22 protein-coding genes, 5 tRNA genes and 1 pseudogene are annotated in these 21,398 nt (G+C 70.4%); 14 read left to right on the top strand and 14 right to left on the bottom strand.

Annotated features, from left to right (window positions below; all coding sequences use genetic code 11):
- Positions 1 to 283: 283 nt before the first annotated feature.
- From ACFYXK_RS14005 to ACFYXK_RS13995, 3 genes and pseudogenes are all read left to right on the top strand, one after another.
- Complete coding sequence (locus ACFYXK_RS14005) at positions 284 to 520, top strand: hypothetical protein (protein WP_389411372.1); 237 nt, start codon at positions 284 to 286, stop codon at positions 518 to 520.
- A 55-nt stretch (positions 521 to 575) separates the two neighbouring features.
- Positions 576 to 1,181: pseudogene (locus tag ACFYXK_RS14000) on the top strand (DsbA family protein); the annotation flags it as partial.
- Between the two features lie 159 nt (positions 1,182 to 1,340).
- Entirely contained in the window at positions 1,341 to 2,177 is an 837-nt protein-coding gene (locus tag ACFYXK_RS13995) for a cytochrome c biogenesis CcdA family protein (RefSeq protein ID WP_389411651.1), read from the top strand.
- 36 nt (positions 2,178 to 2,213) lie between these two features.
- On the opposite strand, the gene ACFYXK_RS13990 is transcribed toward ACFYXK_RS13995, so the two are convergent.
- The 3 genes from ACFYXK_RS13990 to ACFYXK_RS13980 all read right to left on the bottom strand — a co-directional run bounded on the left by ACFYXK_RS13990 (position 2,214) and on the right by ACFYXK_RS13980 (position 2,498).
- A tRNA-Phe gene (locus tag ACFYXK_RS13990) sits at positions 2,214 to 2,290 on the bottom strand.
- A gap of 22 nt (positions 2,291 to 2,312) precedes the next feature.
- Positions 2,313 to 2,386: transfer RNA gene (locus ACFYXK_RS13985), tRNA-Asp, on the bottom strand.
- Positions 2,387 to 2,425: 39 nt separating this feature from the next.
- A tRNA-Glu gene (locus ACFYXK_RS13980) sits at positions 2,426 to 2,498 on the bottom strand.
- A 126-nt stretch (positions 2,499 to 2,624) separates the two neighbouring features.
- Between ACFYXK_RS13980 and ACFYXK_RS13975 the strand changes: the two genes are divergently transcribed.
- The 6 genes from ACFYXK_RS13975 to ACFYXK_RS13950 all read left to right on the top strand — a co-directional run bounded on the left by ACFYXK_RS13975 (position 2,625) and on the right by ACFYXK_RS13950 (position 7,311).
- Positions 2,625 to 2,975, top strand: a complete 351-nt coding sequence (locus tag ACFYXK_RS13975; protein ID WP_030160118.1) for a metallopeptidase family protein — start codon at positions 2,625 to 2,627, stop codon at positions 2,973 to 2,975.
- Between the two features lie 26 nt (positions 2,976 to 3,001).
- Positions 3,002 to 3,487: a CrcB family protein gene (locus tag ACFYXK_RS13970; protein WP_389411371.1), complete on the top strand. Its 486-nt coding sequence runs from the start codon at positions 3,002 to 3,004 to the stop codon at positions 3,485 to 3,487.
- Positions 3,484 to 3,858, top strand: coding sequence for a fluoride efflux transporter CrcB (crcB, locus tag ACFYXK_RS13965; protein ID WP_389411370.1), 375 nt, complete (start codon positions 3,484 to 3,486; stop codon positions 3,856 to 3,858). The genes ACFYXK_RS13970 and crcB overlap by 4 nt, the downstream gene beginning before the upstream one ends.
- Positions 3,859 to 4,017: 159 nt before the next feature.
- Entirely contained in the window at positions 4,018 to 4,530 is a 513-nt protein-coding gene (locus tag ACFYXK_RS13960) for a hypothetical protein (protein ID WP_389411369.1), read from the top strand.
- A gap of 308 nt (positions 4,531 to 4,838) precedes the next feature.
- Positions 4,839 to 7,082, top strand: coding sequence for a DEAD/DEAH box helicase (locus tag ACFYXK_RS13955; RefSeq protein WP_369778403.1), 2,244 nt, complete (start codon positions 4,839 to 4,841; stop codon positions 7,080 to 7,082).
- A gap of 156 nt (positions 7,083 to 7,238) precedes the next feature.
- Positions 7,239 to 7,311: transfer RNA gene (locus tag ACFYXK_RS13950), tRNA-Lys, on the top strand.
- 255 nt (positions 7,312 to 7,566) lie between these two features.
- Here ACFYXK_RS13950 and ACFYXK_RS13945 read toward each other — a convergent pair.
- From ACFYXK_RS13945 to ACFYXK_RS13900, 10 genes are all read right to left on the bottom strand, one after another.
- Positions 7,567 to 7,986, bottom strand: coding sequence for a hypothetical protein (locus tag ACFYXK_RS13945; protein ID WP_389411368.1), 420 nt, complete (start codon positions 7,984 to 7,986; stop codon positions 7,567 to 7,569).
- Between the two features lie 44 nt (positions 7,987 to 8,030).
- Positions 8,031 to 8,765 (bottom strand): hypothetical protein, encoded by a 735-nt coding sequence (locus tag ACFYXK_RS13940; protein WP_389411367.1) that lies wholly within the window; start codon positions 8,763 to 8,765, stop codon positions 8,031 to 8,033.
- Positions 8,766 to 9,730: 965 nt separating this feature from the next.
- The gene (locus tag ACFYXK_RS13935; protein WP_389411366.1) at positions 9,731 to 10,585 is read right to left on the bottom strand and encodes an immunity 49 family protein; all 855 of its coding nucleotides are present in this window, start codon (positions 10,583 to 10,585) and stop codon (positions 9,731 to 9,733) included.
- Between the two features lie 12 nt (positions 10,586 to 10,597).
- A complete protein-coding gene (locus ACFYXK_RS13930; protein WP_389411365.1) occupies positions 10,598 to 10,897 on the bottom strand; it encodes a hypothetical protein in 300 nt (99 codons plus the stop codon).
- A gap of 112 nt (positions 10,898 to 11,009) precedes the next feature.
- Positions 11,010 to 11,429, bottom strand: coding sequence for a hypothetical protein (locus ACFYXK_RS13925; protein WP_389411364.1), 420 nt, complete (start codon positions 11,427 to 11,429; stop codon positions 11,010 to 11,012).
- 415 nt (positions 11,430 to 11,844) lie between these two features.
- Complete coding sequence (locus tag ACFYXK_RS13920) at positions 11,845 to 12,210, bottom strand: hypothetical protein (RefSeq protein ID WP_389411650.1); 366 nt, start codon at positions 12,208 to 12,210, stop codon at positions 11,845 to 11,847.
- A gap of 164 nt (positions 12,211 to 12,374) precedes the next feature.
- Entirely contained in the window at positions 12,375 to 12,662 is a 288-nt protein-coding gene (locus ACFYXK_RS13915) for a hypothetical protein (RefSeq protein ID WP_389411363.1), read from the bottom strand.
- Positions 12,663 to 13,047: 385 nt separating this feature from the next.
- Positions 13,048 to 13,908, bottom strand: a complete 861-nt coding sequence (locus ACFYXK_RS13910; RefSeq protein ID WP_389411362.1) for an immunity 49 family protein — start codon at positions 13,906 to 13,908, stop codon at positions 13,048 to 13,050.
- A gap of 341 nt (positions 13,909 to 14,249) precedes the next feature.
- On the bottom strand, positions 14,250 to 15,116 hold the full coding sequence (locus ACFYXK_RS13905) for an immunity 49 family protein (RefSeq protein ID WP_389411361.1): 867 nt from the start codon (positions 15,114 to 15,116) through the stop codon (positions 14,250 to 14,252).
- Between the two features lie 15 nt (positions 15,117 to 15,131).
- Complete coding sequence (locus ACFYXK_RS13900) at positions 15,132 to 16,631, bottom strand: hypothetical protein (protein WP_389411360.1); 1,500 nt, start codon at positions 16,629 to 16,631, stop codon at positions 15,132 to 15,134.
- Between ACFYXK_RS13900 and ACFYXK_RS13895 the strand changes: the two genes are divergently transcribed.
- The 5 genes from ACFYXK_RS13895 (at position 16,621) to ACFYXK_RS13875 (ending at position 20,149) form a co-directional block, all read left to right on the top strand.
- The gene (locus ACFYXK_RS13895) at positions 16,621 to 16,995 is read left to right on the top strand and encodes a hypothetical protein (RefSeq protein WP_389411359.1); all 375 of its coding nucleotides are present in this window, start codon (positions 16,621 to 16,623) and stop codon (positions 16,993 to 16,995) included. The two genes, ACFYXK_RS13900 and ACFYXK_RS13895, sit on opposite strands and share 11 nt — an antisense overlap.
- On the top strand, positions 16,992 to 17,318 hold the full coding sequence (locus ACFYXK_RS13890; RefSeq protein ID WP_383507413.1) for an AzlD domain-containing protein: 327 nt from the start codon (positions 16,992 to 16,994) through the stop codon (positions 17,316 to 17,318). Before ACFYXK_RS13895 ends, ACFYXK_RS13890 begins: the two co-directional genes overlap by 4 nt.
- A 120-nt stretch (positions 17,319 to 17,438) precedes the next feature.
- Positions 17,439 to 17,512, top strand: a tRNA-Met gene (locus ACFYXK_RS13885).
- Positions 17,513 to 17,693: 181 nt separating this feature from the next.
- Positions 17,694 to 18,851 carry a PP2C family protein-serine/threonine phosphatase gene (locus ACFYXK_RS13880; RefSeq protein ID WP_389411649.1) on the top strand — a complete coding sequence of 386 codons (1,158 nt, stop codon included), beginning with the start codon at positions 17,694 to 17,696 and terminating at the stop codon, positions 18,849 to 18,851.
- A gap of 293 nt (positions 18,852 to 19,144) precedes the next feature.
- Complete coding sequence (locus ACFYXK_RS13875; protein ID WP_389411358.1) at positions 19,145 to 20,149, top strand: M23 family metallopeptidase; 1,005 nt, start codon at positions 19,145 to 19,147, stop codon at positions 20,147 to 20,149.
- Here ACFYXK_RS13875 and ACFYXK_RS13870 read toward each other — a convergent pair.
- Positions 20,058 to 21,356, bottom strand: a complete 1,299-nt coding sequence (locus ACFYXK_RS13870; protein ID WP_389411357.1) for a PrsW family intramembrane metalloprotease — start codon at positions 21,354 to 21,356, stop codon at positions 20,058 to 20,060. The genes ACFYXK_RS13875 and ACFYXK_RS13870 overlap by 92 nt on opposite strands.
- Positions 21,357 to 21,398: the final 42 nt, after the last annotated feature.

Raw genomic sequence — 21,398 nt, 5'->3', positions numbered from 1 at the left:
CCCGTACCATTTCGGGACGAGATCGCCTGAACCGACCCGCCGACCGAGTGAGAGGCCCGCCATGTCCCGCGTCCGTGGAGTGTGGTGGCTGCTCGGCGCCGTCCTCGCGGTCCTGGTGGGGTGTGCGGTGCCCGCGGCGGCGGCTCCGCTTTCGGGTCCGCTTTCGGGTCCGGTTTCCGGTGCGGTCCGGGGTCCGGTTTCCGTTTCGGCTGCTTCCGCTGCTTCCGCTGCTTCCGCTGCTTCCGCTGCTTCCGCTGCTTCCGCTGCTTCGGCGGAACCCGGCGTGGCCCGTGCCGTGGCGGACACCGACCGGGGGCCCTCCTGCGATCCCGGGACCCGGGACCGGGGCCGGGCTCCGGGCGTGCCGCCGCGCGGAGCCGGGGAGCATGCGCATGCCCCGGTGGGGCGGCCCGCGGTGGAGCAGGTCTGGGGGTCGCGGACGCCGCCCGTGCGGGTGCTCGTACGCGGGCCCGACCAGCCGGCGCCGGGTCCGGTGGAGCTGTCCGTGATGCGGGTGTAGAGGACCGGCCCCGCCCGCCGGTCCGATCCGCCATCCGCTGCTCTGGAGCACCCGTATGTCCCCTTCCCCTTCCTCTTCCTCCTCCACTTCCGCGCGCAAGCCGCTGCTGATCTCCGCCGGGGTCGCGCTCGCCGCCGTCACCCTCGGGCTCGTGTCCTGGCAGGCGACCGTGCCCGAGGACGCCCCCGCCCGGACCTCCTCCTCTGCGTCCGCGCCCCGGGGCTCCGACGTCCACGCCGAGCTGGCGAAGCTCGCCCGGCGCGAGTCCGGCGACAAGCTCGCCGCCGGGCGGGCCGACGCCCCCGTGGTGCTGATCGAGTACTCGGACTTCAAGTGCGGCTACTGCGGCAAGTTCGCCCGCGACACCGAACCCGCACTGGTGAAGAAGTACGTCGAGGACGGCACCCTGCGCATCGAGTGGCGCAACTTCCCGATCTTCGGCGCCGACTCCGAGGCCGCCGCCAAGGCGGCCTGGGCCGCCGGGCAGCAGGACCGGTTCGCGCAGTTCCACGCCGCCGCGTACGCCGACGGCGCCAAGGAGAAGGGCTTCGGCCAGGCGCGGCTGCTGGAGCTGGCCCGCGAGGCCGGGGTCCCGGACCTGGAGCGCTTCCAGCGGGACATGGCCGGCGAGGCGGCCGCGGCCGCCCTGCAGAAGGACCAGGAGGAGGGCTACCGCATCGGTGTCAGCTCCACCCCGTCCTTCCTGCTCAACGGGCGCCCAGCCGCTCGACGCCTTCGCCGCGGCGATCGCCAAGGCCAAGGCGCAGGCCGAGGCCCCGGCCGAGCCCCAGGCCGACGGCCGGGCCGCGCAGTGACCGGCGTGGGCGACATCGGGTACCTGGCCGCACTGCTGGGCGGGCTGCTCGCGCTGCTCAGCCCGTGCAGCGCGCTGCTGCTGCCCGCGTTCTTCGCGTACTCGATCGATTCCGCCTCGCGGCTGCTGGCCCGGACCGGGATCTTCTACGCGGGCCTCGCGAGCACCCTCGTACCGCTGGGCGCGGCCGGCTCGTACGCCGGGCGGTTCTTCCACAGCAACCGTGATGCGCTGGTCCTGGCCGGCGGCTGGCTGATCATCGCGCTCGGTCTCGCGCAGATCCTGGGCCTGGGCTTCGCCTCGAAGCGGATCTCCGAGCTGTCCGGGCGGATCCGGCCGACCACCGCACTGTCGGTGTACGCGCTCGGCGCGGTCTACGGGCTGGCCGGGTTCTGCGCCGGCCCGATCCTGGGCAGCGTCCTGACGGTGGCCGCGGTCAGCGGCAGCCCGGTCTACGGCGGGCTGCTGCTGGCGGTGTACGCGCTGGGGATGGCCGTACCGCTGTTCCTGCTGGCGCTGCTGTGGGAGCGGTTCGACCTGGGCCGGCGGCGCTGGCTGCGCGGGCGGGCCGTCCGGGTGGGCCGCTTCGAGCTGCACACCACCTCGCTGCTGTCCGGGCTGTTCTTCATCGCCCTCGGCGCGCTGTTCCTCGCGTACGACGGGGCGAGCGCGCTGCCGGGGCTTCTGGACGTGGACGACTCGTACGCGGTGGAGCAGCGGGTCCGCTCGCTCGCGGACGCGGTCCCGGACTGGGCGCTGCTCGCCCTGGTGGCGGCGGGCGCGGCGGCGGTCGGTGTCACGCAGTGGCGCCGCCGTACGGGTCCCGAGGGCGGGGCGGAGTAACGCAGAAGGCCCCGTCCGATGGACGGGGCCTTCCTGTGGTGGCTGGGGCCGGGGTCGAACCGGCGACCTATCGCTTTTCAGGCGATCGCTCGTACCAACTGAGCTACCCAGCCACGAGACCGTTTCCGGCCTCAGCGATCCTGACGGGACTTGAACCCGCGACCTCCACCTTGACAGGGTGGCGAGCTAACCAACTGCTCCACAGGACCTTGCAGTGTGCGAGACAAAGTCTTGCACACGGTAATGCGTACCCCCAACGGGATTCGAACCCGTGCTACCGCCTTGAAAGGGCGGCGTCCTGGGCCACTAGACGATGAGGGCTAAAGGCCCGCCTGGGCGCTTTCCAGCGCGTCGGGGACGTGAGAAGCATATGGGATCCGGGGAGCTATCGCCAAAACGGTTTCCCCCGCACGCGGGAGGCGCCCCCACCGGAGGGACAATGGCCCGGTGCTGGAGATGACGCGCGAGGAGTTCGAAGAGCTCGTCGCAGAGGCCCTGGACCGCATCCCGCCGGAGCTGACGCGGCTGATGGACAACGTGGCGGTGTTCGTCGAGGACGAACCGCCGGCGGACGATCCCGAGCTGCTCGGGCTGTACGAGGGGACCCCGCTGACGGACCGCGGCGAGTGGTACGCCGGTGTGCTGCCGGACCGGATCACGATCTACCGGAACCCCACGTTGCGGATGTGCGAGGACCGGGAGAGCGTGATCGCGGAGACGGAGGTCACCGTGGTGCACGAGATCGCCCACCACTTCGGGATCGACGACGAGCGGCTGCACGCGCTGGGGTACGGGTGAGCGGCCCGCAGCCGGCCGGGGGTGGCGTGAGCGGCGGGGGTGGCCCTGCCGAGGCGATCGATCCGGACGTCGACCTCCATGTGCCGGGGCAGCGCGCCGAACGGCTCGGCCCGGTGCTCGCGGCGATCGCCGCGGGCGGCGCGCTCGGCTCCTCGGCGCGGTACTGGGCGGCGCTGCTGTGGCCGGCCGGGCCGGGCGGTTTCCCGTGGGCGACGTTCTGGACCAACGTGATCGGCTGCGCGCTGATCGGGGTGCTGATGGTGCTGATCAGCGAGGGCGGCCGGTCGGCGCCGCATCCGCTGCTCCGGCCGTTCGTCGGGGTCGGGGTGCTCGGCGGGTTCACCACGTTCTCCACGTACGCGGTGGACTTCTCGCGGCTGCTGGAGGAGGGGGAGGCCGGGACTGCGCTGGCGTACGCCGGGCTCACGGTGGTCGCGGCGCTGGGCGCGGTGTGGGCTGCGGCCTCGGCGACCCGTTTCGCGGCTCGCCTCGCGGTGCGGGGGCGGGCGTGAACTGGCTGCTGGTGGTGGCGGGTGCGGTCGTCGGGGCGCCGCTGCGCTATCTGACGGACCGTGCGGTGCAGGCGCGGCACGACTCGGTGTTCCCGTGGGGGACGTTCGTGGTGAACGCGGGCGCCTGCCTGGTGCTCGGGCTGCTGACGGGGGCGGTGCTGGCCGGTGCGGCCTCGGCGCGGCTGAACCTGCTGCTGGGGACCGGGCTGTGCGGGGCGCTGAGCACGTACTCGACGTTCTCGTACGAGACGCTGCGGCTGTACGAGCGCGGCTGGCGGTTCCTGGCGGTGGCGAACGCGGCGGCCTCGGTGCTGGCGGGGCTGGGCGCGGTGACGCTGGGGTCGCAGGTGGCACGGCAGTTGTTCGCCTGAGCCGGCGGCGGGGCGGCGGGGCGGCGGATTGCGGACAGGCGGTGTCCCCAAGGGCGTGTCTCTTACGGGGCAAAGGGAGTTGGGCACATTGACCCGCTCACCGCGGACCCTGACCGCCCTCCCCCGGCCGCTGCCGGGGGGACCCCCAGGAGGTGCCCCGTGCGCCAGTTGTCCGCTTCCCTCCGACTGGCCGTCTCCGCGCTCGCGGTCGCGGCCACGGCGGGCTGCATGAGCGTCGGCGAGGACGGCGCGAAGCCCGGGCCCTCCTCCTCGGCGGACCGCAAGGCGGCCGCCGAGGCGGCCGGAGGTTCCGTTTCCGGAAAGGGGTCGGGGGTCCACGGCAACGGCCGCGGCTCGAAGCCCGGCGCGGCGGGCGCGGAGGGCAAGCAGGCCGAGGACGGCAAGGCGTCCGGAGCCACCGGGGCCTCCCCCAGCCCGGGCGCGCCCGCCGGCCGGCCCGGAGCCCCGTCGCCGTCGGCGGGTCCGGGCGGCGGCGCCGGCGGCCAGGGTCCGCAGCAGCCCACCTCGGGTGGATCCGGAAGTGGCGGCTCCGGTGGGACGCAGGTCACACCGCCCGTCCAGTCGCCGAGCCCGGCGCCGCCCGTGACTTCGCCCACTCCGCCCGCCCCGACGCCGCCCGCGCCGGAGCCCAGCGCCTCGCCCTCCGCGTAGCCCCGGGGCGGCCCGGGGGGGTGGCCGCGGGCCGGTGTCGGCTTCCTGGATCTGCGGGATCGTCGCAGGTCAGGATGGGTGGGGCCGGGACGACTTGCCAGACCCAGGGGAGGGTGCGTATGGTTATAGATCGTTTGATCCCATTGCCCGGCGCCGAATCCGAAGAGCGCCGTGTGGCGCGTACTCTCCCTAGCCGTGGCTGACCGCATTGAGGCGGTCGATTTGCGATTCACGGAGTTTGGGCGCGTGCCGAGACTCCGGAAGGTTTCGCATTTCGCATGTCCATTTCCAGTTCTGACCGTGCCGTCATGCCCGAGAACGACTCGAACGAGATCGTCGACGCCGTCGAGGCCCTTGTGGTCACCGAGGCGATCGAGGCCGCTGAGGCGGACGAGATCATCGAGGCCCTCGAGGCCGACGTGACGACCGACCAGTCCATCGACGCCGAGGCGGACGACGCCGACGCCGAGCCCACGATCACCTTCGGCGACCTCGGTCTGCCCGAGGGCGTCGTGCGCAAGCTCGCGCAGAACGGTGTCACCTCCCCCTTCCCGATCCAGGCCGCGACCATCCCGGACGCCCTGGCCGGCAAGGACATCCTCGGCCGCGGCCGCACCGGCTCCGGCAAGACCCTCTCCTTCGGTCTGCCCACCCTGGCCCGCCTGGCCGGTGGCCACACCGAGAAGAAGAAGCCCCGCGCGATCATCCTCACGCCGACGCGTGAGCTCGCGATGCAGGTCGCGGACGCCCTCCAGCCGTACGGCGACGTGCTCGGCCTGAAGATGAAGGTCGTCTGCGGCGGTACGTCGATGGGCAACCAGATCTACGCCCTCGAGCGTGGCGTCGACGTCCTCGTCGCCACCCCGGGCCGTCTGCGCGACATCATCAACCGCGGCGCCTGCTCCCTGGAGAACGTCGAGGTGGCCGTTCTCGACGAGGCCGACCAGATGGCCGACCTGGGCTTCCTGCCCGAGGTCACCGAGCTGCTCGACCAGATCCCCGGCGGCGGCCAGCGCATGCTCTTCTCCGCCACCATGGAGAACGAGATCGGCACCCTGGTCAAGCGCTACCTGTCCAACCCCGTCACGCACGAGGTCGACAGCGCGCAGGGCAACGTCACGACCATGACGCACCACGTCCTCGTCGTGAAGCCGAAGGACAAGGCGCCGGTCACGGCCGCCATCGCCGCCCGCAAGGGCCGCACCATCATCTTCGTCCGCACCCAGCTGGGCGCCGACCGCATCGCCGAGCAGCTCGTCGAGGCCGGCGTGAAGGCCGACGCGCTGCACGGCGGCATGACGCAGGGTGCCCGTACCCGCGTCCTCGCGGACTTCAAGGACGGCTACGTCAACGCGCTCGTCGCGACCGACGTCGCCGCCCGCGGCATCCACGTCGACGGCATCGACCTGGTCCTGAACGTGGACCCGGCCGGCGACCACAAGGACTACCTGCACCGCTCGGGCCGTACCGCCCGTGCCGGCAAGTCGGGCGTCGTGGTCTCCCTCGCCCTGCCGCACCAGCGCCGCCAGATCTTCCGCCTGATGGAGGACGCGGGCGTCGACGCCTCGCGCCACATCGTCCAGGGCGCCGGCGCGTTCGACCCGGAGGTCGCCGAGATCACCGGTGCGCGTTCGCTGACCGAGGTCCAGGCCGACTCCGCGAACAACGCCGCCAAGCAGGCCGAGCGCGAGGTCGCCGACCTCACCAAGCAGCTGGAGCGCCTGACGCGCCGTGCCGCCGAGCTGCGCGAGGAGGCCGACCGCCTGGTCGCCCGCTCCGCGCGTGAGCGCGGCGAGGACCCGGAGGCCGCTGTCGCCGAGGTGGCCGAGGCCGCCGAGGCCGAGGTCGCGGCCGCCGTCGCGGCCACGCCGGCCGCCGAGGAGCGCCCGGCCTTCCAGGCCCGCGACGACCGCGGCAACTACGAGCGCCGCGACAACCGTCGCGACGACCGTGGTGGCGACCGCGGCGGTGACCGTGGCGGCTTCCGTCGCGACGACCGTCCGTCCGGTGGCTTCCGCTCCGGTGGTGACCGTCGTGACGACAACCGCGGTGGTGGCTTCCGCCGTGACGACCGTCCGTCGGGTGGGTTCAACCGTGACGACCGCGGTGGCGACCGTGGCGGCTTCCGTCGCGACGACCGCCCGTCCGGTGGCTTCCGCTCCGGTGGTGACCGTCGTGACGACAACCGCGGTGGTGGCTTCCGCCGTGACGACCGTCCGTCGGGTGGCTTCAACCGTGACGACCGCGGTGGCGACCGTGGCGGCTTCCGCCGCGACGACCGCCCGTCCGGTGGCTTCCGCTCCGGCGGCAGCGACCGTCCGTCCGGTGGCTTCCGCCGTGACGACCGTCCGTCGGGTGGGTTCAACCGTGACGACCGCGGTGGCGACCGTGGCGGCTTCCGCCGCGACGACCGTCCCTCCGGTGGCTTCCGCTCCGGCGGCAGCGACCGCCCGTACGGCCGCCGTGACGACCACCGCCCCTCCGGCTCCGGCTCGACCGGCTCCTTCGGCGGCCGCCGCGACGACAAGCCCCGCTGGAAGCGCAACGGCTGACACCGGCCCCCGGCTCTGAGCTGACGGCCTGACAGGGCCCCCACGACACCGTCGTGGGGGCCCTGTTCTGCGTTTTGTACGCCGCGACGGGCCGGTCGGCCGATACTCGATCGGCTGACCGTTGGTCTGCGGCTATGCTCTGGGGTGAGCACGTGAGGGCCATTAGCTCAATTGGCAGAGCAGCGGACTTTTAATCCGTTGGTTGTCGGTTCGAGTCCGACATGGCCTACCGCTCCGAGGCCAGGGGGAACCCCCTCTGACCTGTCACTGAGCGCCCCACCCGGCTTCGGCCAGGCGGGGCGCTCAGTCGTTTGACCTCCTGCCCATGACCGCACGCCGCCCCGTCACACCCCGGCCGGGCTCCAGCCCGTCCGAGGGCCGCACTCACGGACGCCCACAGCCCGCCTGCCGGGTCCGGCCCGCCCCGGCCCGCCACGGGGCCCACTGTACGGCCAGGTGGTCATGTCCGGCGCAGCGGGGACGGTCACGCCCCGAGGAACTCGCGGATTCCGGCCAGCGGGTCGTGACCGTGCTCGTCGGCGTACTCGTGGCGGCGCGAGTCGGCCTTCTGGGGATTCGCCAGGCAGCAGTAGTCCCAGAAGTCGACCAGCACGCGGAACGCGTCGTCGAGGGTGTATTCACCCTGAACGTGCTCGACGAAGTAGTTCTCCACCCTGACGCCCTGCGGGCTGATGGTGACGGTGTGCGCGTTCCCGTCCAGATCCTCCGGCGCGAAGCCAGGGTTGGCCTTGGCCTCGGTCACCAGGTCGATCGCCTCCAGGACGGACAGCGGCGAGAGCTGGATGTCGGCCGTCACCCACTCTCCCAGGAACATCAGCTCGTCAGGCCCGGAGAAGGACGGCACCCCGAAGGCGTCCTCGACGTAGTACTTGGTGCGTATCACTGCCTGTTCCCCAAATCGCTTCTCGAGCCGCATGGGCGGGCGCACTACAGGCCAGGTGTGGCCAGGGCCGTCGCGATGAAGTCCGCGGCCTCCATCTCATCCAGCCGGACCAGGCCGAAATCCGCGGCCTTCTCCGCGGCCGCGGGAAGAGCGCCCGTCGGCGCCCAGTGCAGGCTGTCCCGGCTGAACGCCTCGCTGCTCTGGTCACCGCGTACGACGCGCTGCCGCAGCAGCGGGCCCCGCCGGTCGGCAGCCATGTAATACGTGATGCGCCCCGCCGCGTCCAACGCGTCGAGCATCGCGCCCTCGAGGGAGCTCAGGTGCGGGGTGCCCAGGTGGCCCCGGAGAGTTCCGGGGCGTAGCAGCACACCGGTCAGGTCGAGGAAGCCGGCGTTGTCGGAGAGGAATTCGCCGCCCCGCTCGTAGAACAGGACGAGGGGCTCGTAGAGGTCGGGCAGGTCCCCGCCGGTCAACGGATCCTGCGCTCTGAGCCCGGCCATGCGGACCGCGCCCGCACAGGTGCGCTTGATGGAGTCGCCTCCGGTCGCCTGACCCAGGAATTCCTGGAGTTCCGTTTCGATTTCCGGGGGGAGCGTGAATTTCGGGTCCACGTAGTCGGTGGCGTCAAAGAAGGGCCACGCGCTCTCGGCCGAGTACGCCTGCGCCCACATGCCCGCCCGCCGGAGATACTCACGCATCAACACACGACGAGACATGACGTGGGCGACGGCGTCGTCCCAGTCACCCGCCCATTCCACCGCGCGCAGGCGCTCCAGCACGGCGGATGATGCCCGGTCGGCCACTGCGCAATTCCCTTCGATCGAAACTCCTGCAGGAGGGCTGCCGTCACCTCGTCGATGTCGGACAGGCCGGCCGCCAGCTCCCGCCCGCGTCGCTGGGGGAACCTGCCTCGGTCACCACTTGTTCGGTGAGGAAGAAATGGGTCCGGACCCGATCGAGGATCTGCGTACTAATGGGTGAGGTCCGGCCCACGGCCGTCGATGAGGTCGGGAGCCTTCAGCCCGTGGCCCTCGGCCTGGCCGAAGTGCGTTGGTTCACCGGGCTCGGCCCCGACTCCGAGCAGCGCGTCGAGTTCCCGCAGAGCCGCTGCGAGGCGGGGCGCCTTCCGTCCGCGTCCAGCCAGGCGCCGGACCCCAGCACGACGATCCCAGCCGTCTCGGCAGCCGGATGGCCGACTGGCCGGCAGGCCCGCACTTCCTCCGCCGGCAACGCGTCGTCGAGCGAGCGCCCCACGAGACTGAGGCTGGAGGTGATGCCGATGCCGCCCTTACCGACCTCGAACCAACTCCATTCGAGGGCAACCGGCTCCAGCAGACCGTGGTTGCCCAGAACGGGACATGCGCGCCGCGGTCGTGAGCGCTGCGCACAGGTCCGGCTCGGTCACCTCGTCCAGGTCCCAGAACCACGATCCGCATTCTCTCGGGGCACGCATCAGCATCGACACGGATGGCTCGGTCCTCCTCGGTCCAGTACTCCTTGTGCCACTGGAGGGCGGCGGCGAGAGCGCGGTCGCCTCAGCGAGACAGTGCCACTTCGCCGCCGTCAGCGCGAGCGCGTCGTGCCGGTCGTCCTCGGACGTCGCGAGCCCGCGCGAGCGCCTCTTCGGCGCTCCCGACGATCGGTGCCATAGCCTCCGTGACGTTGTCCGTACGGAAGTCATGGCGCGAAATGGGCGTACGCACCCACCCACCCCGACCAGAACTCAAATGCTTCAGCACGCCGCTCACGTATCGAACTCGCCCGCCCAGGAGCGGTCCAGGAGGCGGAGCGGCAGGTAGTCCGACTCGACCTCGATCGACAGTCCCGCATCGCGGGCGAGGCAGGCGATGGCCAGCGGGCCGAGGGCAAGGAACCCCGCGATGTCATGCGCACGCTCCGGGGTGCTCCAGTACGCCTTGTGGAGCTCCAGGGCCTCCACAAGCGCCTGATTGAAGCCGTCCTGGTCCTTGCGCAGGAACTGGTAGAAGAGGTTGATCGGCGGGTAGAGCACACACTGGAGCAGGTCGCGCGGCACGGTCGTGGCGATGTCCGGGTGGGACTGCTCGATGGCAGCCGTCAGCTTCTCCAACAGGCCCGGCTGTTCCCGCCAGTACGTCTGAAGTGCGTCGACCCAGTGGTAGATGTACTCGTCGCCCTCGGCTCCGGATGCCCGCAGCAGCTCCAACGAGACCTGGCACATACGGTTCATGCGGGGTTGATCCCGACAGATGATCACGAACCAGAGAGTCGTCAACCAGTTGCCGGCGTTGGCATAGAACTGTGGACCCGTCGCGCTGATGGTGCGCAACTCATGCGCGATGCGCGCCTCGACCACCTCCTCGGTGACGCAGGCCGCATCGAACGCCGCAACACCCACCTGCATCGCAGACACCGTGGCGTCCCATGTACCGAACCGGTTGCCGGTCGGGTTCAATGCCTGGTGAACCTGCACTTGCAGCAGTGCCTCGTTCAGCGCCATGCCGACGATCGCGGGTGAGGCGTCCAGATTCCGGATACTTGTTTCGAACTCCTCGGCCAGGCGCACCGTGGCCCGCTCGTCGACCGCCGGAATGGCGTGCCGCTCCACAATCACCGTCACGGATCGCTCCTATTATGGTTTCTCGAAGAAGAAGTCTTCGCCCCTTTGAACGTACCCATTTTGAATCGACGACTCTTGAATCAGGTAATCGGCGACGTAGGACATCAGATCACTGTGCAGCGTGATCCAGTCCGACTGCTCGAAGTCACCCAGCGGGGCACATGAGACATAGTCCTGGAGGGCGGGGACGAGACTCAGCGGGCCACGGGTGTAGATCTCGGTTGCCACCCCGAGCATGTCAGCCACGTCGACGATGTTCCGGCGTCCCTCCTCGATCCACGCGCGGAGATCCGGTCCGCTTGCCTTGGTCAAGCCTTGAGCCTCCGTTGGCACGTCACGTGGTGGACTCGCCCACCCAGGGGCTCCTGCGTCACCGATGTGTCACCCGCGGTCGCGACCGGCGCGGGCGGCGCAGCGGGGGCGGTCACGCCCTGAGGAACTCGCGGATTCCGGCCAGCGGGTCGTGACCGTGCTCGTCGGCGTACTCGTGGCGGCGCGAGTCGGCCTTCTGGGGATTCGCCAGGCAGCAGTAGTCCCAGAAGTCGACCAGCACGCGGAATGTGTCTTCGAGAGTGTATTCACCCTGAACGTGCTCCACGAAGTGGTTCTCCACCCTGACGCCCTGCGGGCTGATGGTGACGGTGTGCGCGTTCCCGTCCAGATCCTCCGGCGCGAAGCCAGGGTTGGCCTTGGCCTCGGTCACCAGGTCGATCGCCTCCAGGACGGACAGCGGCGAGAGCTGGATGTCGGCCGTCACCCACTCTCCCAGGACGTTCAGCTCGGCAGGCCCGGAGAAGCCCGGCACCCCGAACTGGTTTTCAACGTAGTACTGAGTGCGGATCACTGCCCTGTTCTCCTTCTTGCCTACTTCGGAATGAGCGGGTAAATGGTCTTCGCATCACCGGTGATGCGGTCGGAAAAACCACCAGGACCCGCCCCGGAGCCACCGGACTGGCGCCCTCGGAGCCGCCGTCACCGGCGTGCCCGGGCTGGTGGCTCCCGCCACCGGTAGTGCCACGGCCGCCGCCCGTGGTGGGGCCATCGCCGTGGCCTGCGTGCGGGGTGCTGTCCAAGTGGTTCGTGGGTGTGTGGTCGCCCGCTCGGCCGCCCGGGTCAGGTCCGGGTGGCCCGGCGAGGTGTGGTCGGCGGCGCGGAGCGGGCCGGAGATGTCCGAGCCGACCGGGGTCACGTCGCGGCCGCCTCGGGGCCGCTGATACTGGTCAGATCGCGCACCAGAGCCTTGATCGCAGCCAGGGTATCTACCCGAATACCGCATCGGTGAGGTCCGGTCCCCGCCCGTCGACGTATTCGGGAGCCTTCAGCCCGTGGCCCTCTGCTCGACCGTGGTACGTCGGTTCGCCGGCGGTCGGCCGACAGGCGCGGAGGCCATCGGGCAGTGCCGGATCGTCGAGCGAACGCCTGACGAGGTCCAGGCGGCTATGGATACCGAGGCCGCGCTTTCCGACCTGGAACCAGTTCCACTCAAGCGTGTCCGGCTCCAGCAAAGCGTGCTTCTGGAGCACCGCACCCATGCGCCCCGCGGTCCTGAGCGCGGACTCCAGACCAGGCTCCACCACGTCGTCCAGGTCCCAGAACCACGAGCCGCACTCTCTCGGCGCGCGCATCAGCACGGCCTCGAACTTCCTTATCGCTTGGCGGCATTGGACGTCGTTCTCCCAGCCGTTCCCCTCAACAACCGCCCTGATGCCGTCGATCGCTGCCTTGATGCGCTACGCGCATCAAGAAACGTCGGGATCTCACCCACCCGCTGGAGCGTCAAGAGCCTCTTCTATTCCGGCGGCGCGGGCTGGACGGGAGCATCCTCGAACAGGTACGAATGCATGTCCCTGAGATATTGGCGGAGGGAATCACTATCCGGGAATTCAATGTTGGTCAGGCGTTCGTATTCCGCTGGACCGAAATCGGGATCCTGGAGAATTTCATTGAAACCGTCACGGATTACCTGCACGTACGACTCGTTGAATGCCATCAGGGTAGGTCGCAGGTAGCCGCTCGTGTCGTATGCCTGCCCGGTATCGAGGTATGCATTGAGGAATCCCTCGAACTTCTTGTCCATTGGATATTCTCTAGGAGTGCCGGCCAGGTGCGGGGTTGGCGAACATGGTGTGCAGTTCCCATTTCCCGTCATGGAGCTTGTATACCGGATTGATTGTACCGCTAGCGAAATCGACCGACTCGAACGTATTGGGATCGGTAGGGTCGCAATAGTAGCCGCTGAACCTTCCCTCTGCGCCGGCCCCGAGAACTTGTTCGATGGAGGTTTCGAGAGGTGACCCTCAGGCCGGCCATCACGTCGCCGGTCTTCGACACGCCGGCGCCCGCGCCCTTGAAGACACGTAGGTCATCGTCCGGCAGGCGTCCGGCTGATGGCCGCACTCGGCCTAGATCGGAAGCGTGCGCATCTCGCGGTTGGTCCGACGCGTTGTCATCAAGCTTCCTCGTCACGTGGGGAATTCGCCGAGCCAGCCGTGCTCGAGGAGGTACTTCGGGATGAAGGGCGATTCCACGCCGCTCGGCAGCTTCCCGTCGTAGGCCAGGCATGCCATGGCCAGTGGCCCCAGGGCGACCGCGCCGTCGATGTTCTCCGTGCGCTCCTCGGTCAGTGTCCAGTACCCCTTGTGAAGGTTCAGCGCCTCCGCCAGGGCGGGGCCGAAGCCTTCCTCGTTCTTGCGCACGAAGTTGCAGAAGAGGTTGATCGGCGGATACAGCAGCCCCTGGAGCAGATCGCGCGGAACGCTGTGCGCGACCTCGGGGTTCGACGTCTCGATCGCGGCGATGAGCTTGTCCACCAAGCCCGGCCGCCGGAGCCAGTACGTCTGCTGGACGTCCACCCAGTGGTAGTAGAACTCCTCGTACTCGTCGTCTGGCGAACGCAGCCGTTCCAGCGGTATTTCACACAGATCGGTCATGCGCCGCTGCTCACGGCAGATGACGGCCAGCCAGAACGCGAGCAGCCAGTTGCCCGCATCGGCGTACGGCTGAGGGCCGATCGCCTTGATCGTCCGCATCTTTCCATTGATGAAGCACTCCACGGTCCCCTCGCTCGTGCCGGTCACAGCGAACAACGCCGAGCCCAGCTGCATCGCGTTGACCGTGGCTTGCCATGTCTCGAGCGCATCGGCCTCAGAGTCGGCCACGCAATGCGCCTGGAGGGCGAGGACAGCAGCACTGAAGGCGAAGTCGATTCTGTCCGCCGACACCTCGAGGCGGTCGATGCGGCGTGCTACCTGCGCGCTCAGCCGCTCGGCGAATTCAGCCTCATCGGGCCCGGCCACGAGATGGCGGGCAACGGTCACAGTCACGGAAGACCCTCCTTGCTGACGTCGAATCGAGGCCGTGCGTAGGAGGTGCTCCTGTCATCAGCTTTCGAATTCGGTGGTCGGGGCATGTGAGACGCGATTCTGGAGGCTCCGTTCGCAGGCCTTCGGGAGCCACGTTCGGCTGTGCTCCTGCGTGGGGAACTCGCCGCACCAGTTGCGGGTGATGCGAAGACGGTGGGCTGGTAGTCGGACTCGAACTCGATTGGGATGTCCGCCTCTTGACGAAGCAGGTCATGGCGAGCGGAGCGAGGGCGACGAGGCTCGAGATCAGAAAGCGTGCCTGGGTAACGGTGAATGTGCTGTCCAGGGCCGCACATTCACCGTCAGGTCGTGGACTCGCCCACCCAGGAACGCTTGATCAGGTGCTTGGGCAGGTAGTCGGACTCGACCCCGAGCGTCATGTCCGCGTCGTACGCCAGGCATGCGATGGCGAGGGGGGCCAGGGCGACGAGGCCGTCGCCGCTCAGGGAGCGGGCCTCGTTGGCGGTCCAGTACTCCTTGTGCCATGTCAGGGCTTGCGCGAGCGACTCGGTGAAGGCCTGCTCCTCGCGGCGCAGGTAGAGCTGGAACAGCTCCAGCGGCGGATAGAGGACCTTCAGTATCAGCTCGGAGCCGGCGATCCGGGCCTGCTCGGGGGCGGTGCCCTGGACCGCGGTCACGAGGGTGTCCCACGTCTCGGGGCGGCCGGACCAGAAGTTCTGGAGCGTCTCGATCCAGGCGTAGACGTACTCGTCGAACTCCGCCCCGGAAGCCCGCAGGAACTCCACCGGCACCTGAGCCAGTTGCTTCAGCCGGTCGTTCTCGCGGCAGATCACCGCGAGGTAGAAGGCGGTGAGCCAGTTTCCGGCGTGCAGGTAGTCCTGCGGGCCGGTGGCGGGGAGCCGGCGCACTTCGTCCAGAGTCCCGACGCGCAGCGGGACCGGGCTTTCCTGCGCCGTACCCGCGGTGAAGAGGGCCGAGCCCACCTGCATGGCCAGGACCCAGGACTCCCACGTCTCGAGCTCGCCCGAGCCGGGGTCCTGGAGACAGCGCCACTTCGCCGCCGAGAGCGTGAAGCCCAACGCGTCGTAGCGGTCGTCCTCGGAGGTCTCTATCCCCTCGACAGCTTCTTGGGCGGCCGCGACGACCGGCGCCATGGCCTCCGCGGCATTGTCCGTACGGAAGTCGTGGCGCGGGATACGCGTTGCCATCAAGATCTCCTCTGGCTAATAGAGAAATTCCTCAAGCGTGGCACCAGCGTATTCGCCGTTGCCATTGAGGTCTTCCTTGGCCTTGACCAGAACATACTTCAGCCGCCCGGCCTTCAGCGCGGCGCGAAGATCCGTCGCGATCTCGGCGTCCTTGCCACCGCGGGACTTCATCTCGGCAAGGATTGTGCGGATGTACTGCCTGGTGCCCTGCTGGACCCGCATGCCCTGGGCACCGCCGTGGTTGAGGTCGGTCGGATCGAGGGGATCGGGGTCTGGCTTGCCTTGGCGCCACTCCGGACCGTTGGGAGGGGCCTTCTCCTCCACGATCAGGCGCCAGTCGTCGGGGAGCTTGTACGCCCCGTCGAACATGTTCGCCCCGTTGGGCGTCTTCGGGAGGTGGATGATGTCGGCCTGCGGGAAGGCTTCCGGGATCACGTGGAGCACGGCGGCTTTGTTGCCGAGATTCTCCGGGATCTTGCTGTTGTTGGGGACACCGGGCAGACGTTTGTCGAAGGCCTTTCGCGCCTCCGCTACGGCGTCGCGGGCCGCCTGGCTGTCCCCTTCCTTCAGCTTCACCTCGGCGTTCGTGAGATTGACCGACACACGACGGTCGCCCATCGCCTTGTTGAGCTCCGGGAGGTTGCCTTCAGGGACCGTGTCGAGCTTGAAGGGCTCCGGGGCCAGCCGGGTCTCGCGCGGACCGTTGGGGAGGTCGTGGACGGAAATGAGCTTGCCGTTCGCGTCCTTGGTCAGCTGCGGCAGCTCGACACCGTCCACTGGCGTAGCGACGCTCCTACGGCGGTTGAGCGTGTTGTAGTGCGTCGAACGCCAGGCCTCGTCGTTGTTCGCGAGCCAGACGTGCTTGTCTTGGAGCTCCTTGCGCCGCTCCGCGGTCAGCGGCTCCTCGCCATCGTGCGCGCCGGCGCCTGCGGCGTCGTCGCTCGCGTGCGCCGCGTCATCCATGCCTCCCGCACCAGGGTTGTCCGGGAGGTGGGTGTCGGCGGCGGGCGGCGCGTCGTGGCCCGCGCCTCCCGTGCCCGTGGCGTCGGTGTGGCCCGTGCCGGACGGGGTGTCCGGGTGGCCTGCCGCGGACGGGGTGTCCGGGTGGGTGCCGCCGGGGGGCGAGCCGTCGGGGTGGCCGCCTCGGGGGGTGTTGTCCAGGTTGTTGGTGGGGCCGTGGCCCGCGGTGCCGCCCGGGGTCAGGTCCGGGTGGCCCGTCGGGGCGTGGTCCGGGATGTGCAGGGGGTGCGAGGTGCCGCTGCTCAGGCGGATGCCGGCGACGCCGGCCAGCTCGCGTTCCGGGATCTTGGCCGTCGCCGGGGAGTCCACCTTCGGGGCGTCGACGCGCGGGACGTCCGCGCCCGCGGCCGGCTTGCCCTTCGGGACGTCTTCCGCGCGCTGGATGATCGTGCCGTTATGGTCGTAGATGTTGTACTTCGCGGAACGCACGCAGCGTCCCAAGGCCGAGGTCTTCACCTTCAACACCGCCGTCCACGCCTCCTGGGTGGCGGGCACGCTCGCGGGCGTGCTGGCCGGGGACCTGGTCACCGACGTCGAGGCGCTGGGCCTCGACTACGCCCTGCCCGCCATGTTCATGGCCCTGCTGGCGGCCGGGATCATCGCCGACCGGCGCGGGCTCGCCGTCGCCGTCGTGGCGGGCGGCGGGGCGGTGGGCCTGACGCTGCTCGGCCTGCAGTACTGGGCCGTCCTGGTGGCGGCGGCCGTCGCGGCCACCTTCGGCCTGGCCATCGCACCCCGCGGCAGCCGCAGCCGTAGCGACGACGCGGCCGAGGCCACCGACGAACGCAGCGCAGAAAGCCGCAGCGCAGAACACCGCAGCGCGGAAGACCGCAGCACGGAAGGAGCGCCGGGCCGATGAGCGACCTCACCCTCGCCCTGACCATCGCCGCCATGGCGGCCGTGACCTTCGGCCCCCGTCTGGTGCCGACCCTCTTCCTCGCGGCGGCCGCCCTGCCCCGGCCCGTCGTGGTCTGGCTGCGCCAGGTGCCGCCCGCGGTGATCGCCGCCCTGCTCGCCCCGTCCCTGTTCGCCCCGGCCGGCACGCTCGACCTCGGCCCCGGCAACTACGCCCTCTGGCTGGCGGTGCCGACCCTGCTGCTCGCCTGGCGCACCCGGAACTTCTACCTGACGATCGCGTTCGGTATCGGATCCCTGGCCCTGCTCCGCCTGATCACCGGCTGACGGAAGCCGTCTTCCACCGTCCTTCAAGGCTTTGACCTGCATATATGTCGGTCCAGGGGGTGGCCGGGAGGTTAATTGGCGTGAGTCCTCCCCGCGATGACGTAGAGTTGTGTTTACCGACGCGGGGTGGAGCAGCTCGGTAGCTCGCTGGGCTCATAACCCAGAGGTCGCAGGTTCAAATCCTGTCCCCGCTACTCAGTACGAAGGCCCGGTTCCCCTTGGGGAGCCGGGCCTTCGTCGTGTTCCCGGCCCGCCCTCACCCGATCGGCCCGGGCCGGGTCGCCGCAGCACCCCGGCTGCGGCCAGCCTTGAGGGGCGAGGCGGCAGCGGCCCGCACCCGTATGAGGGACCGGGCAGGAGAGCAGCGTGGTGGGCCTGGGGCAGCAAGGCGGCGACGAGTACGCGGGCGGCACCGGCAACGGGGCGGCCGGCCGATTGGTCCGGGTGCTCCCGGCCGCGCTGATCGCGGTCGGGCTGGCTTTCGACGTGATCACCCCGCCCAGCTACACGGGGTCCCCGTTCTTCTCCGCGGCCCCGTTGATCGCCGCCCCGCTGTCCTCCCTGCTGGTCACGGTCCTCACCGGCGTGCTGGCCTCGCTCGCGGTGGTCCTGCTGCACATCCTCAACGCCACCACCTGGAAGGTCGAGTCGCTGACCGAGCTGGTGACCGTGGTGACCGTCTCCGGGCTCGCCGTCCTGATCAACCGGGTCGTCCGGCGCAGCGGCGAGCGGCTCGCCTCGGCGCGTGGGATCGCGGAGGCCGCCCAGCGCGCGGTACTGCCGAAGCCCGCCGAACGCATCGCGGGCCTGCACGTCTGCGCCCGCTACGAGGCCGCGCAGGCCGACGCCTTCATCGGCGGGGACCTGTACGCCGTCCAGGACACCCCGTACGGAGTGCGGCTGGCGGTCGGCGACGTACGGGGCAAGGGGCTGGGCGCGGTGGAAGCCGTGGCGGTGGTCCTCGGGGCCTTCCGGGAGGCGGCGGAGACGGAGCCCACGCTGGAGGGACTGGCGCAGCGGCTGGAACGGGCGCTGGCCCGGGAGGGCACCCGGCGCGACAGCCTGGACGCGGTGGAGGGGTTCACGACCTGCGTGCTCGGCGAGATCCCGGCGGGGGCCCAGGTGCTGCGCCTGGTCAACCGGGGCCACCCCGAGCCGCTGCTGCTGTACGCGGACGGGCGCCTGGTGGTCCTCGCCCCGGCGGAGCCCGCGCTGCCGCTCGGCATGGGGGAGCTGGCCGAGGCGTGGCCGGACCGGGTCGAGGAGTGGGCCTTCCCGGCCGGGGCCACCCTGCTGCTGTACACGGACGGGCTGACCGAGGCCCGGGACGCGGCGGGGGTCTTCTACGATCCGGCGGCCCGGCTGAACGGGCGGGTCTTCCCGGGGCCCGGCGAACTGCTCGGCGCGCTCAGCAGCGATGTGCGCCGGCACACGGGCGGCGGCGCGACGGACGACATGGCGCTCCTCGCAGTGGGCCGGCCGGAGGCGGGTCGGCCGGACCGGCGGCGCACGGTACCCGTGGTCGCTCCGTGACGGTGTGTAATTGAAAAAGTGCGCTCTGCAAGGTTTATGACGCCTCGTCAAGGTGCGGGCGTGGCCGAAGAGATATGGATCTTGGTTTATTTTTGCCCGAGTTAATCCGCTTAAGTGGCATTAGCGGTGGCCAAAGCGGCGCGCAGCGTGGCTGATTGCCGTTAACGATCAATCGCAACAGCTTGGAATCACTCCCCTCCGTCTATTACCGTTCGATAACGCAGCGCGGTCGTCCCAGCCGTCGCAAGAGGCGGCGCCGTGCGCGTGCGTGTCCCCATGAGGAGTGTGGCCCGGTGGCCTCCAACTCGCCTGCCCCCGAAGGCATCGAGCTCCAGGAAGCGCCCACGGCGGGCGCCTGGGGCGAATGGAACCCCACCGAGGACTCCGCCCGCCCGCCCCGCGGCAAGCACCGGGTCGTCAAGCAGCGCGGAGGGCTTGCCCGCAGCTCCACCGTGCTCGGCGTCGGCGTCATCGCGGCGGTCGGTGCGAGCGGTATCGCCACCGCGCAGGACCGGCCCCAAGTCGCCATCTCCATGCCCTCGTTGCCCGACTTCGGGCTCGGGGGCGACGGGCAGCACGCGGACGCCGAGGGCGCCGCGTCGGGCACCGCAGCCGCCGCGAAGCAGACCGGCATCATCGCGCAGCAGGCCGCCGGGCACGCCGACGCGGGCGCGACCCTGGTGGGCCGCATCCTCCAGCAGGCCGAGTCCCAGGAGAGCGCCGCCGAGTCCCAGACCCGGGCGCAGGCCGAACGCGCCGCGCAGGAGGCCGCCGCCGCGGAGGCCAAGGCCCAGCGGGAGACCGCGCAGAAGGAGGCCGACGACGCCCGCGCCGCCGCCGAGAAGGAGGCCAAGGAGGCCGCCGAGGCCAAGGCCGAGCAGGAGCGGATCGCCAAGCTCGCCGGCAGCTACTCCCTTCCCACCTCCGCCTACACCCTCACTTCGCACTACGGCGACTCCGGTTCGATGTGGTCCTCCGGCTACCACACCGGCCTCGACTTCGCCGCCCCGACCGGCACCCCCGCCAAGGCCGTCGCCGGCGGGAAGATCGCCTCGGCCGGCTGGTCAGGGGCGTACGGCTACCGCATCGTGCTGGAGCTCGAGGACGGTACGGAGATCTGGTACTGCCACCTGTCCTCGATGTCGGTGACCTCCGGCTCGGTCGGCGCGGGCGAGACCATCGGCCGCGTCGGCGCCACCGGCAACGTCACCGGACCCCATCTCCACCTGGAAGTGCGCAAGGGCGGCTCGACCATGGACCCCCTGGCGTGGCTGGAGTCCAAGGGTCTGAGCGTCTAGCAGGCGGTACGAAGCCCCGCTCGGCCGGTACCGGTACGGGGACCGGCCGCGGCGGAAGGAGCTCCTCCAGGACCGCAGCCCGGGCCAGGGCGGGCCCCGCCGTCGCCTTGCGCAGCCACAGCCGGCGCAGCAACTCCCGCTCCCGGCAGGCGAAATCCGGCTCCCGCGCGGGTCCGCCCTGCCGGGCCCGGTGCCGCAGCAGGGCCAGCGCGGCCGCGTCCGCCTCGTACAGGGCGACCGCCCGGCCCGCCGCCCGGCCCCCGGTGCTCCGGGCCAGCGCGCGGGCCAGCGACCGGGCCGGCATCGACACCAGGGCCGGCACCTCCGCCGGACGCAGCCAGCCCGCGGCCGCGTACACCGCCAGCTCCCCGGCGACGGCCCGCAGCCGGCGCCGCCTTATCCGCACGGCCAGCCACAGCAACAGCCCGAACACCGGGACCATCACGCAGCCGTAGACCACGTAGAACCCGTACTCCCCGAACCGCGAGGAGCTGTTCCACAGCGCGTGCAGGCCCATCGCGCTCAGCAGCCCGAGCAGCGGAAGCCCGATCCGACGCAGCCGGCCGGTACGGAGCGCGGCCGCGCCGAACCCGAGCCCGGTGAGCACCGTGAACAGGGGGTGCGCGAACGGCGAGACCATGATCCGCACGAAGAAGGTCGCGGCCGTCACCGAGTCCAGCGGGGCGGCGCCGCTCTCCAGGTCCTCCCCGAAGGCGTTGCCGAGGTAGAGGACGTTCTCGGTGCAGGCGAAGCCGGTGGCGGTGAACCCGGCCACCACGAACCCGTCCGCAGGGCCGGTGAACTGGCGTCTTCGGAACGCGAACACCAGCAGCAGGGCCGCCGCCTTGGCGCTCTCCTCGACGACCGGGGCGACCGCCACCGAGCCGAGCCGGTCGGCGGCGGAGGCATCGGCGGTCGCCGCCGTTATCCACTCCGTCGCGAAGTTGTTGGCCAGTATCGCGATCAGGGCCGCGGTGCAGGCACCCCAGCCGAAGCAGAACAGCAGCTGCGCCCAGGGGCAGGGCGCCGCCCGGCCGAGCCACCGGAAGGCAGCCATGAGCAGCGGCACCGGCAGCACGGCCAGCCCGAGGCCGACGAAGAACCCCGCGGTACCGGTCTGCTCCCGCACGAGTTCGAGGATCGCCAGCCCCGAAAGCGACAGCACGGCGAGCACGCACGTACGGACACCAGGGAGCGCTCGGAACACGTGATGACTCTAGCGAGCCACTCTGACACGCGGAGTGACGAT

Origin of the sequence: Streptomyces sp. NPDC002209, from assembly GCF_042890265.1 — a bacterium.
GTDB lineage: Bacteria > Actinomycetota > Actinomycetes > Streptomycetales > Streptomycetaceae > Streptomyces.
This window is presented reverse-complemented; position numbering and strand designations above follow the sequence as displayed.

What these genes read in the sequence shown, in the direction of transcription:
- ACFYXK_RS13920 (WP_389411650.1), bottom strand. Translation starts at nt 12,210, where the DNA reads ATGCGCGCGCCGAGAGAGTGCGGCTCGTGGTTCTGGGACCTGGACGAC.
- ACFYXK_RS13890 (WP_383507413.1), top strand. Translation starts at nt 16,992, where the DNA reads ATGAGCGACCTCACCCTCGCCCTGACCATCGCCGCCATGGCGGCCGTG.
- ACFYXK_RS13915 (WP_389411363.1), bottom strand. Translation starts at nt 12,662, where the DNA reads ATGGACAAGAAGTTCGAGGGATTCCTCAATGCATACCTCGATACCGGG.
- ACFYXK_RS13955 (WP_369778403.1), top strand. Translation starts at nt 4,839, where the DNA reads ATGCCCGAGAACGACTCGAACGAGATCGTCGACGCCGTCGAGGCCCTT.
- ACFYXK_RS13905 (WP_389411361.1), bottom strand. Translation starts at nt 15,116, where the DNA reads ATGGCAACGCGTATCCCGCGCCACGACTTCCGTACGGACAATGCCGCG.